The sequence below is a fragment of the Cognatishimia sp. WU-CL00825 genome, assembly GCF_040364665.1.
GTDB lineage: Bacteria > Pseudomonadota > Alphaproteobacteria > Rhodobacterales > Rhodobacteraceae > Cognatishimia.
The window spans coordinates 59,742-73,621 of record NZ_BAABWX010000003.1 but is presented as its reverse complement, the minus strand read 5'-3'; the positions used below and the strand labels follow the sequence as shown (position 1 = coordinate 73,621).

Genomic DNA, 13,880 nt, shown 5'->3' with positions numbered 1-13,880 from the left:
GCACAACAATAAAAATCGGGAGTGACACTAATGTCCGAGAAATACGTCGTTGGGTTCGACGGCAGCGAAGCCGCCAAGCGCGCGCTGGAATTCGCAGTCGGCCGTGCAAAGTCAAATGGGGGATCCGTTGTGGTTGCCCATGTTCTGGAATGGTCGCCATATTCTTTCCTTACGCCAACCGAGTTGGAAGAACGCCACAAGCGGCGGACAGAAGAAATGGACCGCGCTGAAACGGCTTTGATGAAGCCAGTTCTGGCAGGTTTGGCGAATTCAGGTGTAACCGTAGAAAGCTCTATCAAATACGGAAATATCGCAGAACAGCTGGGAGTCATCGCCAAAGATGCGGGCGCCAGCCAAATTGTGATTGGTCGTAATGGCCACAGCGGCATCGGAAGCCGTGTGTTCGGTTCAGTTGCTGGGTCTTTGGTGCAAATCGCACCTGTCGCCACAACTGTCGTTCCATAAGATATCCAGACAGGGACAGAAAAATGAAATCCAATTTTACGCGCGCAGCACTGGCTGCGACCGTGCCTATGTTGGCGGCAATGCCAGCAAATGCACAGACAATCGGCGAAACGATTAATGCGACCTTTGCCAAATACACAGGCCCGTTTGTAGGTCTGGTCTTTAGCCCATTCCCGGGCACAAGCTTTCCATGGATTGTTGCGTGGCTGGTCATTGCTGCGACAATCTTTACCTTTTACTTTGCTTTCATTCAGCTTCGTGGCTTCAAACACGCGATCTCACTGGTGAAAGGTGACTATTCTGATCCAAACGACGCGGGTGAGGTTAGCCACTTTCAAGCACTGGCCACCGCACTGTCTGGGACCGTTGGTCTGGGCAACATCGCAGGTGTTGCTGTTGCGGTTGGCATTGGTGGTCCAGGTGCAACATTCTGGATGATCCTTGCAGGTCTGATGGGCATGGCATCCAAGTTCACCGAATGTACGCTAGGTGTTAAATATCGGAACGAATACCCTGATGGCACCGTTTCCGGTGGCCCGATGTACTATATTACCAAAGGCTTCGCAGAGCGCGGTTTGCCACTGGGTAAGCCATTGGCGATTCTATTCGCAATCTTCTGTATTCTTGGTGCGTTCGGCGGAGGCAATATGTTCCAAGCCAACCAAGCACACGCGCAGATCACCAACGTTGTGGGTGACTACCCGGGCATCATCACTGGTGTCGTCTTTGCCGCGATCGTGTTTGCTGTGATCGTGGGTGGCCTGCAGTCCATTGCAAAAGTAACCGAAAAAATTGTTCCAATTATGGGCGTTATGTATGTTGCGACGGCTGTTGTGATCCTGCTGATCAACTTTGATCAAATCGGTTGGGCGTTTGGCCAAATCTTTAACGGCGCATTCACCGGCCTTGGTGTTGCTGGCGGCATGGTTGGTGCGTTGATCCAAGGTTTCAAACGTGCGGCGTTCTCAAACGAAGCGGGCGTTGGGTCTGCGGCGATTGCGCACTCTGCGGTGAAAACCAAAGAACCAATCACCGAAGGCTATGTGTCTTTGCTTGAACCGTTCATCGATACCGTTGTGATCTGTACAATGACTGCTTTGGTGATCATCATCACAGGTCAGTTGATGATTGATCCTGCAACAGGCAACTACCTGTTGAATGAAGCGGGTTCAGCGATTGCGACTGTTGATGGTAACTCTGGCGTTGCGCTGACATCTGCAGCGTTCTCTTCTGCTTTTGGTGGCTTCAAGTACATCCTGGCGATTGCAGTGATCCTGTTTGCGTTCTCAACCATGATCTCTTGGTCTTACTACGGGTTGAAAGCTTGGACATTCTTGTTTGGTGAAAGCAATGGCTCTCAGCTGTTCTTCAAAGTGCTGTTCTGCATCTTTGTTGTGATTGGTGCCTCTGCTTCGCTTGGCCCAGTCATCGACTTCTCTGACGCGGCGATCTTCTCCATGGCGGTTGTGAACATCACTGCGCTGTACTTCCTGATGCCAATCGTGAAGCGTGAGCTTCAAGGCTATTTGGGTCGTATCAAGTCTGGTGAGATCAAAAAATTCAGCACACCTGCTGAATAATTTCAGCCGTATTGAATGACTAAAAGGCCGGGTTTTGCCCGGCCTTTTTTCTTGTTTTGTTCTTTTGCTTTGCAGTGGCAGAATCGGCGTATGTTGTGCTAGATTTGGCGGTATGGCACAGATTGACCCCCAAATAAGCGAAAAACACCCTATTATCCGGCAATTGGACGAAGGGGCGATCAACCGCATTGCGGCGGGTGAAGTTGTGGAACGCCCAGCCAGTGCCGTGAAAGAATTGGTCGAGAACGCGATCGATGCGGGTGCGACCAGAATAGAAGTCGCAATTGCCGACGGTGGTAAGACGCTTATTCGGGTAACAGACGACGGTTGTGGCATGTCCGCAGATCAGTTGCCGCTGGCCCTGTCGCGGCATGCGACCTCAAAGATTGATGGGTCGGACCTGCTGGATATTCATACATTTGGATTTCGCGGCGAGGCGTTGCCGTCCTTGGGGGCTGTGGGCCGTTTGACCATTACATCGCGGGTCAAAGGCGGCGAGGCGGCTTCGATCTCTGTCAAAGGCGGGCAAATGTCTGCAGTGAAACCGGCAGCACTTGGCGGCGGGACCATCGTAGAGTTGCGTGATCTTTTTTATGCGACGCCCGCGCGTTTGAAATTCATGCGGTCTGACCGCGCCGAGAGTCAGGCGATTAATGATGTGATCAAGCGATTGGCCATGGCAGAACCCTATATTGGTTTCACTTTACGCGATGTAACCTCTGGCGGCGAAGGCCGTGTGACCTTTCGCGCTGACCGGGAAAGCGGTGATCTGTTTGACGCGCTGCATGGTCGATTAGCGCGCATATTGGGGGCTGAATTTGCCGAAAATGCCCTGCGCATTGATGCGGAACGCGAAGGTTTGCGGCTGATTGGTTATGCGGCTTTGCCGACTTATTCGCGTGGATCATCCTTGGCGCAATACCTGTTTGTGAATGGGCGCCCGGTGAAAGACAAATTGTTGGTAGGTGCCTTGCGCGGAGCTTATTTTGATTTTCTGAGCCGTGATCGGCACCCTGCCGCCGCATTGTTCATTGATTGTGATCCGCAACTGGTGGACGTGAATGTGCACCCCGCCAAATCCGAAGTGCGATTCCGTGACCCGGGCATGGCCCGCGGATTGATTGTATCGGCCCTGCGCCATGCTTTGGCCGAAGCAGGACACCGCGCCTCGACCACCGTGGCCGTGGCCACATTGGACGCGATGCGACCTGAACCCCTTGGGCCTGCGCGGGTCTATCAAATGGATCGGCCTTCGATGGGCGCAAGACAGGCTGCTTATCAGTTTCAGGTCCCCGTGCCAGATGCGCCAGGTCTTGCCGAGCACCCGACTGTTTGGGACAGTGGGCCCAGCGCTGGGTTGATGGAGATGCCCGTTTCAGGGCGCGTTGTAGAAGTGCCAGAAACCGAGCCTGACGATCACCCTCTGGGGGCAGCACGTGGACAGGTACATGAAAATTACATCATCGCCCAGACCGCAACAGGCATGGTAATTGTGGATCAACACGCCGCACATGAACGTTTGGTCTATGAGCGGCTTAAGACACAGATGGCGGAAAATGGCGTTGCGGCGCAGGCCTTGCTGATCCCAGAAATTGTAGAATTGTCGGAAGGCGACTGCGCACGGGTTTTGGCGGTGGCTGACGCGCTGACAAAACTGGGTCTGACCATTGAAGCCTTTGGCGGTGGTGCCATTGCGGTACGAGAGACGCCCGCGATTCTGGGGGAGGTAAACGCCAAAGCCATGATCTTAGACATTCTGGACGAGCTGGATGATCAGGGTGAAACCATGTTGGTGCAGGCCAAGATCGAGGCGATCCTAAGCCGTGTGGCCTGTCATGGGTCAATCCGATCAGGCCGCCGCATGCGCGCTGATGAAATGAATGCACTGTTGCGCGAAATGGAGGCCACGCCACATTCCGGTCAATGCAACCACGGGCGCCCCACCTATGTAGAACTCAAACTGGCCGATATCGAGCGGCTGTTCGGACGGACGTGATGGATTTTTCTGATCCACAAATACAGCTTTTTCTTTTGATCGGGGCAGCAGTTCTTGTGGCGCTGATCCTGTTGATGTTGCGCGCAGTGTTGCGTCAATCAGCCCAGTCGGCTTACCAAATGACTGTGTTGGGGCAGCGTGTTGATCAATTGTCTTCGGGCCAAGATCAGCTTGGTGGCAGCCTGAGCAACGTCGCACAAACCCAGGCCCATGCGCAGCATCAGATTACCAATTTGATGGAGCAACGTTTGGGGGAAGTGCAACTGAATTTGCATGAAAACCTAGCGAAGGTGCAGCGCAGCACCGGTGAAAACCTGGCAACGATGCAGCAAAGCATGACCGATACCTTGGCCTCACAGCAATTGAAACTGTCAGAGGTTCTGGGGCAGTCGCAGGTGCGTATGCAAGAAAATCTTGCAGACCTTCAGATGAAAACCAATCGTTCGCTGACCGATTTGCAGACCAAAATGAGCGAAAGCTTGATGGGCAATGCGAAGAACACGGCGACGTCTTTGACCGCCTTGCAAGAGCGACTTTCCACCATCGACAAAGCCCAAGAAAACATCACCAAGCTTTCTGGGGATGTCCTGAGTTTGCAAGATATTTTATCAAACAAACAAACCCGCGGGGCCTTTGGAGAGATTCAGTTAAACGACATTGTGGGCAAAGCTTTGCCGCATGATAGTTTTTCACTGCAACACACTCTGTCTAACGGCAAGCGGGCAGATTGTTTGATCCATCTGCCTAACCCTCCAGGCCCTATTGTGATTGATAGTAAGTTTCCGTTGGAAGCCTATGAAGCGATGCTGAATGCAAAAACAGAAGCCGAGCTAAAGGCTGCGACCACCCTGTTTAAAGCGTCCGTGCAAAAACACATCAAAGATATTTCAGAGAAATACATCATCGAAGGAGAAACCGCAGACGGTGCTTTGATGTTTCTCCCATCCGAAGCGATCTATGCTGAACTGCATTCCAAGCATTCCGAATTGGTGCGAAAGGGATTTGAAGCCCGTGTTTGGATTGTGTCGCCAACCACTTGCATGGCGACGCTGAACACCATGCGCGCGATTTTAAAAGACGCGCGTATGCGTGAACAGGCTGGAGAAATCCGCAAGGCGCTGAAACACCTGCACCGTGATGTCGAAATCGTTGGTGAGCGAGCGGGCAAACTGGAAACGCACTTGCGGCAAGCCAACGAAGACGTCAGCGGTATTTTAACGGCAGCCTCAAGAGCGGGCAAACGCGCGCATCGCCTCGATAATTTTGACTTCGAAGAACTGGCTCCGGACCAGCAACAAGACCTTCCAAACATCGTGCCGTTGACAAAACAGACTGGCGAATAGGGCTTCAGCTTTCAGAGACTTGAGCAGGATCAAAGCGGTCTTGTGTTATACTCGACAGAGTGGCACGAGGAAAGGAGCCGCGACATGTTGAAAATTACACCTTGGAAAGTGGCGCAAGTTGTTCTGATGGGGCGCGAACTGTCGCGTGCAGAGGGTGAATTGCGGGGCTTTTTCGAACGCCTTAACGAAGAAGAAATGATCAGCTTGGTGGCGATCATGTGGATCGGCCGTGAGAGCTTTGAGCCTGAAGAATTGGCCGAAGCCTTGCGGACTGCAAAAGATGAACGCACCATTCCATCCGCTGATTACCTTCTTGGGTCTCCACATTTGTCTGATCATTTGGAAAACGGCATGGACGCTTTGGGCATTTCATTGGTCCAAGCTGAAGATGACCTGATAAACCGCAACTAAGCGACAATGTTTTTGCAACGTGGGCTGGGTCTATCGCTTGCTGTGATTGGCTATTTGTATCCGCCTTTCATTTAGAGGAAGGTGGGCCAGAGCATTCTCGGTCTTGCCGGGAAACATGATTCTTTGCGAGGCCCAAGATGTTGAATTTGAACGACCCCACCTTATTTCGCCAATCCGTTCCCATTGGCTCCCGTTGGGTTGAGGCAACGCCGGAAAGCGGCGAGGCAGTGATTAACCCTTCGACGAATGAATTGATTGGGCATGTGCCAAACCTTGGCGCAGAAGAAACCCGAGAGGCGATTTCGGTTGCCGAGGAGGTGCGGCACGCCTGGGCTGCCCGTAGTGCCAAAGAGCGCGGGTCGGTGCTGCGCCGCTGGTTTGATTTGCTGATCGAAAACCGCGACGATCTGGCCACTATTCTTACGGCTGAACAAGGTAAGCCATACGAAGAAGCCAAGGGCGAAATCAACTATGGGGCTGGCTTTCTGGAGTGGTTTTCTGAAGAAGCGCGTCGCGCTTATGGTGAAACTATTCCAGCACCCTCCGGTGACCGGCGTTTCGTGGTTATTAAACAACCCATCGGCGTTGTTGCGGCGATCACACCATGGAATTTTCCAAATGCGATGATCACCCGCAAGGCTGGCCCTGCCTTGGCCGCTGGCTGTGCCATGGTTTTGAAACCGGCACCACAAACACCATTTTCTGCAATTGCATTGGCTGTTTTGGCGGAACGTGCCGGGCTGCCGACGGGCCTTTTATCGATTATCACCGGCGATGCTGCTGAGATTGGCGGTATTATGACTTCCAGCCCGATTGTGAAAAAGATGACTTTTACAGGATCAACTTTTGTGGGTTCGTTGCTGTACGCACAATGCGCGCCAACCGTTAAGAAACTAGGTCTGGAGCTTGGGGGCAATGCGCCATTTATTGTGTTTGACGATGCTGATCTTGATGCAGCTGCCGAAGGCGCTTTGTGGTCAAAGTTCCGCAACAACGGCCAAACCTGTGTTTGTGCCAACCGAATCTATGTGCAAGCTGGCGTTTATGATGCCTTTGCAGAGAAGTTTGCAGAAAAGGTTAAAACCCTGCGGATTGGCGATGGATTCGATCCAGACTCACAAATGGGCCCTTTGATCGACGATGGCGCAGTCGCAAAAGTAGAGCGCCATATCCAAGATGCACTTGGCAAAGGCGCTTCTTTGGTTCTGGGTGGCCAACGCCACGCTGCTGGTGGTCAGTTCTTTGAGCCGACCATTTTGCGTGACGCAACGGTAGATATGAGTTTTGCCAAAGAAGAGACATTTGGCCCTGTTGCACCGCTTTTCAAATTTGAAACCGAGGCCGAGGTGATTAAAGCGGCCAATGATACCGAGTTTGGTTTGGCGGCATACTTCTATACCAAAGACATGGCGCGCAGTTGGCGTGTTGGCGAAGCGTTGGAATATGGCATGGTCGGCGTGAACGCTGGTGTTATTTCAGCGGTCGAAGCGCCCTTTGGCGGCGTGAAATCCTCTGGTCTTGGGCGCGAAGGGGCGCATCAGGGACTTAGTGAGTTCATGGAAGAAAAGTATATTTGCATGGCCGGTATTACGCCAGCTTAACGACTTTGGCTGTACACAGTAAAAAGGCCCGCCAATCGAGCGGGCCTTTTTTTGTATCGGTTTGAAAAACCTTTTGACTAAAAGTCTAGGTTCTCAACACTCAGGGCGTTTTTCTGGATGAATTCCCGACGAGGTTCAACCACATCGCCCATCAGCTTGGTGAACAGATCATCTGCCCCCGCCATGTCTTCGACCTTGACCTGCAGCAACGTGCGGGCATCTGGGTCAAGCGTCGTTTCCCACAGTTGGCCTGGGTTCATTTCTCCCAGTCCTTTATAGCGTTGAAGCGACAGGCCACGTTCCCCTTCGGACAAAACCGCATGCAACAGATCAAGCGGACCATGAATTATCTGCGATCTCTCTTTGCGGTTCAGCGTCGATGATTGGCCGAATGATTCTTGTAAACTTTTGGTAAAGCTGCCAGTTTTCCTGGCTTCGCCTGACCGCAGCATTGGGCCGTCCAAAGTGCGGACTTCCTCGACACCGCGCAAAATACGAGCAAGTTTGATGCCATGATCCTGCGTGATCCGGCCTTGCCAACCTTTCTCATATTCCAGTGCGATTTGATCAAGCCGTATCGCAACCTTGTCGGCCACACCTTGCAAATCGGCCTCGATAGCTCCCGGAGCAAAGGCACCGGCGATGGCGGCCTGTTCTAGAATATGGCGCGGATAGTGGGTTGGGAAGGCGTCCAAAACCCGCTTGAGCTGACGTGCTTCATTCACCACGCGCGCAAGGTCTGCACCAATAAGTTCTTCACCGGACCCAAGACGCAAAACGGCACCATCAATGCCTTGCTCAACCAGATAATCATCCAAAGCCGCTTGGTCCTTCAGATAGACCTCGGACTTGCCGCGGGCAACTTTGTAAAGCGGCGGTTGCGCGATATAAAGATGGCCGTGTTCGATCAATTCAGGCATTTGGCGATAAAAGAAGGTCAGCAAAAGCGTTCGAATATGGGCACCATCGACGTCCGCATCAGTCATGATTACCACTTTGTGGTAGCGCAGTTTGCTGATGTTAAATTCATCCCTGCCGATGCCGGTTCCAAGCGCCATAACCAGATTGCCAATTTCCTGGCTGGACAGCATTCGGTCAAACCGCGCCCGCTCAACGTTTAGAATTTTACCACGCAAGGGCAGAACAGCCTGGGTACCTCGGTCACGACCTGTCTGCGCAGATCCGCCAGCGGAATCACCCTCCACCAAGAAGACTTCGGTTTTGGAGGGGTCTTTCTCAGAGCAATCTTTCAACTTCCCAGCAAGATAATTCACATCCATCGCGGTTTTCCGCCGCGTCAGCTCGCGGGCTTTGCGCGCGGCTTCCCGCGCCATCGCCGCCTCGTTGATTTTGCCAACGATCATCTTGGCTTCGTTGGGGTTTTCCTCAAACCATTCCGTCAGCTTTTCCCCCATCAGGCTTTCGACTGCAGGGCGCACTTCGGATGAAACCAATTTGTCTTTTGTCTGGGAAGAGAATTTTGGATCGGGCACTTTGATCGACAAAACGCACGTCAGACCTTCTCGCGCATCATCGCCCGTAAAGGTGATTTTCTCGCGTTTTGCGATGCCACTTTCCTGGGCGTATTTTGTCAGCGTACGTGTCAGCGCACCTCTGAAACCTGCCAAATGCGTGCCGCCGTCGCGCTGCGGAATGTTGTTGGTAAACGGCAACACGGTCTCATGGTAACTGTCGTTCCACCACATCGCGACTTCGACGCCAATGTCGTCTTTTTCACCAATCACATAGATTGGGTCAGCCAGCATGGGGGTTTTGTGGCGATCGACATATTTGACGAATTCTTTTACACCACCGTCGTAATAAAGCTCTGATTTCAGCGGCTCGGCAGGACGTTCGTCCTCGAGGATAATGCGCACCCCTGAATTCAAAAACGCCAATTCACGCAGGCGCTTTTCGAGGGTGTCAAAAGAATAGTTAAGATTGGAAAACGTATCTGTTGATGCCAGAAAACGCACCTCGGTCCCCGTATGGTCCCCGGCTTCACCTGTGATCTTCAGATGCTCGGTGGTAAACCCGCCCTCAAAGCGCGCGAAATGTTCTTTGCCATTGCGCCACACGCGCAATTCCAGCCAATCCGACAGAGCGTTCACAACCGAAACGCCAACGCCATGCAGGCCGCCTGACACCTTATAGGAATTGCTGTCAAACTTACCACCAGCATGTAGCTGCGTCATAATAACTTCGGCCGCCGAAACGCCTTCTTCGGCGTGGATATCCACGGGAATCCCACGGCCGTTATCCGCCACCGACACAGAACTATCAGCGTGTATTTTTACGGTCACATAGTCAGCGTGCTTGGCCAAAGCTTCGTCGATGCCATTGTCCACGACCTCGTACACCATGTGGTGCAGGCCAGAGCCGTCATCCGTGTCTCCGATATACATGCCGGGGCGTTTTCGGACCGCCTCTAAGCCTTTGAGAACTTTAATGGAATCCGCGCCATATTGCTCGGGTGTTTGCGCGTTGTCGCTCATGTGTGGACGTCCTCTAATCTTTCAAGATTTTATACGCCTGTGGCGCGGCAATGTCACGCGAATGACGTGAATTAGTGAACCGCTCTGGGTGGGAAATTGCGAGGTTTCACAAGTGGCGAAATCCGGGAATTTGAGTATTTGTGGAAAAGTGAAGCTTAGGTGGAGTTGAAATGCGAAATACCCGCGTTTTCAGCGACGTGCAGGTATTGCGCGCGTGCACCCAGAGTTTCAAAAAGACTGACCTCTGTGCCGGTCATCCAGGCCTGGGCTTTCAGCGCGCAAATCTCATCATAGAGGGCGGCGCGGCGAGCGGCATCCAAATGCGCTGCGACTTCGTCCAGCAAGAGGATCGGCGGGGTGCCAAGTGTTTCAAAAAGCGCCCGTGCATTCGCCAGTATCAAGGAGATCAGCAAGGCTTTTTGTTCACCCGTCGAGCATTCCGCCGCAGCGATGCCTTTGGCTTTGAACGCCGCGTAGATATCAGATCGGTGGGTGCCTACAAGCGTGCGTCCTGCTGCAATATCGCGACTGCGGCTTTCTGCAAAGGCCTCTCGAAAATCAACTTCTGTGTTTGGCAGCGAGCCTTCTGTTTGCTGCAAATCGAGCTCTGCCACAGGGAAGGCGGTGGTCGCCTTGTCCTGCGCGCGCATAAGGTGGGCGAGTGTCGCCAGACGGTTGGCGTGAATACGCGTGGCGGCTTTGGCCATATGGTCTTCGAGCGCGCGATACCAATGGGCGTCGCGCACCTGTTCCTTGAGCAAGCGGTTGCGTTCGCGCATGGATTTTTCGTAGACCAGCGAGGCTTCGGCGTGATCGGGGAAAAACGATAGGGCAGTGCGGTCTAGAAAGCGTCGACGGCCCTCTGCGCCCTCGATCCACAGCCGGTCCATCGCGGGGATTAGCCAGATGATGCGACACAACGCGCCGAGGCGGGTTTGTGGTTGGGCCTTGTCGTTTATTTTGACCTGGCGCGCCGCACCTTTGTCTGACCAGGTTTCGATCTCTTGCACACCCTGAGGGGTGGTCAGTTGGCCAGAAAGCTTCCAACCCAATGCTTCCGGGCGGCGAGTCATATCCTGGGCGCTGGCGCGACGTATTCCCCGGCCTGGGGAAAACAGGGAAACCGCCTCTAGGATGTTGGTTTTGCCCGCGCCGTTTGGACCAAAGAGTGCAATCGGGCGCGCATCGCAGTCAATTGTGCTGCGCTTGTGGCTGCGAAAATGCGAGAGCGTTAGTTTTGTAAGGGCAAGAGTCATAAGGCCTCCGGCAATGGTGCGGAGGCCTTAAGGTCAAGGGATATGAGGGCGGTTGCGCTCACACTCGCATTGGCATGACAACATACACCGCAGTGGTGTCGTTGCCTTCGCGCATCAATGTGGGATCGCCCGCTGAATTGAACATGAACACAGCGTTTTCGCGATCGACTTGGCTGGCGATTTCCAGCAAGTATTTGGCGTTAAAACCGATTTCAAGCCGTTCGTCGCCATAGGCCACAGCCAGTTCTTCTTCGGCGGCACCCGAGTCAGGGGCATTCACGGAAAGAATCAGCCGGTCTTCGTCCAGGGCCAGCTTCACTGCGCGCGACCGCTCTGACGATACAGTTGCCACGCGATCCACGGCCTGGGCAAACTCCGCAGCGTCCACCTCAAGCCTGCGGGTGTTGCCTGTCGGAATAACGCGGGTGTAATCTGGAAATGTGCCATCGATGACTTTTGACGTAAGGGTGATATTTGGCGTGGCAAACCGCACTTTGGTTTCTGAAACGGAAACGGCTATGTCCATATCGTCATCGTCCAAGAGTTTACGCAGCTCACCCACGGTTTTGCGCGGAACGATAACACCGGGCATATCAGCGGCGCCTTCTGGCAGATCAGAATCGATGCGCGCCAATCTGTGGCCATCTGTGGCAACACAACGCAACACGCGACCACCTTCGGCGTCAGAAATGTGCATGTAGACGCCGTTCAAGTAGTACCGGGTTTCCTCGGTAGAAATTGCAAATTTCGACTTGTCAAAAAGCCGGCGCAACTTGGCGGCATTGGCCGTGAAATTGCAGGCATATTCAGACGATGCCATCACCGGGAAGTCTTCTTTTGGCAAGGTGGCCAACGAGAAATTTGAACGCCCGGCTTCGACTGTTAGGCGACCTGCCGTACCATCGTCTGCCAGGGTGACCAGGGCACCGTCAGGCAATTTGCGGACGATTTCATGCAGCGTGTTGGCAGCGACCGTTGTAGAGCCCGCGCGTTCCACCATGGCGTCGGCTTTGTCGACCACTTCGATATCCAAGTCAGTGGCGCGGAACTGCACCGTGTTGCCTTCTGCTTCGATCAGAACATTCGCGAGGATCGGAATGGTGTTGCGGCGTTCAACAACTGACTGCGCCTGAGACACCGCTTTAAGCAACGTGCCGCGTTCGATGCTGATTTTCATCCCTATATCCTCCGCATTGCCGGGGAGCTCACAGTAGCTGTTTCCCCCTCTGGCTCAAGACTTTTTTCGTTTGTCGGCTGTATTTAAAGGAGCGTCAACCGCCCAAAGAAAAAGCGGGCCGAATTGGGCCCGCTAATTTGCGTTTTTTAGTCTTTTGTCACGCTTCGAGCGCACGACGTAGCATTTCGAGGTCTTCGGCGATTTGCCCATCGCTGCTGCGCAGCTCTTCGATGCGTTTGACCCCATGCATCACGGTGGTGTGGTCACGTCCGCCAAACCTGCGGCCGATTTCTGGTAGCGAGCGGCTGGTCAGCTGTTTGCACAGGAACATCGCAACTTGGCGGGGGCGGGCAAAATTACGCACGCGCTTAGGGCCAATCATGTCAGAAAGCCGAATGTTGTAATGCTCAGCGACCCGACGCTGAATTTCTTCGACGCTGATTTTGCGTTCGCTTGCGCGCAGCACATCAGACAGACAATCCTGGGTCAAATCCATCGTGATCTCGCGGCCAACCAACGAGGCAAAGGCGAAGAGACGCGTCAGGGCCCCTTCTAGCACGCGCACGTTGGTAGAAATGCGATGGGCCAGAAATTCCAGCACGCCATTTGCCAATTCAAGATCCGGATATTGGGCGCGGTATTGATCCACTTTGGACTGCAGAATGCCAAGGCGCAGTTCATAGTCGGTTGGGTGTAGATCAACCACCAAACCACATTGCAGACGTGAGCGAATACGATCCTCGAGATCTTTGATTTCACCGGGTGCGCGGTCTGCTGAAATGATGATCTGTTTGTTTTGGTCCACCAAGGCATTGAAGGTGTGAAAGAACTCTTCTTGGGTGGAATCTTTGCCCGCGATGAATTGCACATCGTCGACCATCAAAACATCGACGGACCGAAACAGCTCTTTAAAGTCCATCATCTTGCGATCACGCAGCGCTTGAACAAATCGGTACATGAACTGTTCGGCAGACAGGTAAAGCACGTTCAGGTCAGGGCGTTGCGTTTGAAGCTCCCATGCAATGGCGTGCATCAGGTGTGTTTTACCAAGGCCAACACCACCATACAGAAAAAGCGGGTTGAACGTGACCGGGCCGCCCTCTGCTACGCGCCGCGCGGCGGCGTTGGCCAATTCGTTTGGCTTGCCAACAACAAAGCTGTCAAATGTGAAACGCGCATCAAGCGGGGCACCAGGCAGCGTGTCGCGTGACGTTTCTTGGGCGTTGTTTGCCGACTGCTTTGCAATGTGGGTCTTTGCAGACGCTGCGGCTTGAATAGCAGGTGCTGTGACACCACCGTTTGCCGCGTTTCGGTTGGCCACGCGAAAGTGGACTCGCTGAACGGCCTCGCCAGCTTGGGTCAGCTGGTGAATGATCAAATCGCCGAAATTCTGAGACACATAGTTGCCGATAAAGTTGGTTGGCACGGTAAAGGTGGCCACACCATTTTCCAAATCGGCAAACTTCAGCGGTTCAATCCACGCCTTATAGTTATTCTGCCCTACTGTATTTAAAAGGTCTTTTTGAAGCGACCCCCAATGCTCCTGTCTCATCTGT

The 13,880-nt window shown here is 53.4% G+C and carries 10 protein-coding genes; 6 read left to right on the top strand and 4 right to left on the bottom strand.

Translation table 11 applies throughout. The annotated features are described in order from the left end of the window. Positions 1-30 precede the first annotated feature (30 nt). From ABXG94_RS12515 to ABXG94_RS12490, 6 genes are all read left to right on the top strand, one after another. On the top strand, positions 31-465 hold the full coding sequence (locus ABXG94_RS12515; RefSeq protein ID WP_353534641.1) for a universal stress protein: 435 nt from the start codon (positions 31-33) through the stop codon (positions 463-465). 23 nt (positions 466-488) lie between these two features. Next, on the top strand, positions 489-2,045 hold the full coding sequence (locus ABXG94_RS12510; protein WP_353534640.1) for an alanine/glycine:cation symporter family protein: 1,557 nt from the start codon (positions 489-491) through the stop codon (positions 2,043-2,045). A gap of 112 nt (positions 2,046-2,157) precedes the next feature. Then, the gene (gene mutL / locus ABXG94_RS12505; RefSeq protein WP_353534638.1) at positions 2,158-4,041 is read left to right on the top strand and encodes a DNA mismatch repair endonuclease MutL; all 1,884 of its coding nucleotides are present in this window, start codon (positions 2,158-2,160) and stop codon (positions 4,039-4,041) included. Then, the gene (locus ABXG94_RS12500) at positions 4,041-5,384 is read left to right on the top strand and encodes a DNA recombination protein RmuC (RefSeq protein ID WP_353534637.1); all 1,344 of its coding nucleotides are present in this window, start codon (positions 4,041-4,043) and stop codon (positions 5,382-5,384) included. The genes mutL and ABXG94_RS12500 overlap by 1 nt, the downstream gene beginning before the upstream one ends. 84 nt (positions 5,385-5,468) lie before the next feature. Further along, complete coding sequence (locus ABXG94_RS12495; RefSeq protein WP_353534636.1) at positions 5,469-5,795, top strand: DUF3775 domain-containing protein; 327 nt, start codon at positions 5,469-5,471, stop codon at positions 5,793-5,795. 137 nt (positions 5,796-5,932) lie between these two features. Beyond that, positions 5,933-7,396 (top strand): NAD-dependent succinate-semialdehyde dehydrogenase, encoded by a 1,464-nt coding sequence (locus ABXG94_RS12490; RefSeq protein ID WP_353534634.1) that lies wholly within the window; start codon positions 5,933-5,935, stop codon positions 7,394-7,396. Positions 7,397-7,473: 77 nt separating this feature from the next. On the opposite strand, the gene gyrB is transcribed toward ABXG94_RS12490, so the two are convergent. From gyrB to dnaA, 4 genes are all read right to left on the bottom strand, one after another. Continuing rightward, positions 7,474-9,891 (bottom strand): DNA topoisomerase (ATP-hydrolyzing) subunit B, encoded by a 2,418-nt coding sequence (gene gyrB, locus ABXG94_RS12485; RefSeq protein ID WP_353534632.1) that lies wholly within the window; start codon positions 9,889-9,891, stop codon positions 7,474-7,476. Between the two features lie 155 nt (positions 9,892-10,046). Then, entirely contained in the window at positions 10,047-11,147 is a 1,101-nt protein-coding gene (gene recF / locus ABXG94_RS12480; RefSeq protein ID WP_353534630.1) for a DNA replication/repair protein RecF, read from the bottom strand. Positions 11,148-11,205: 58 nt separating this feature from the next. Next, positions 11,206-12,324 (bottom strand): DNA polymerase III subunit beta, encoded by a 1,119-nt coding sequence (gene dnaN / locus ABXG94_RS12475; RefSeq protein ID WP_353534628.1) that lies wholly within the window; start codon positions 12,322-12,324, stop codon positions 11,206-11,208. A 157-nt stretch (positions 12,325-12,481) separates the two neighbouring features. After that, positions 12,482-13,876 carry a chromosomal replication initiator protein DnaA gene (gene dnaA / locus ABXG94_RS12470; protein ID WP_353534626.1) on the bottom strand — a complete coding sequence of 465 codons (1,395 nt, stop codon included), beginning with the start codon at positions 13,874-13,876 and terminating at the stop codon, positions 12,482-12,484. Positions 13,877-13,880 lie beyond the last annotated feature (4 nt).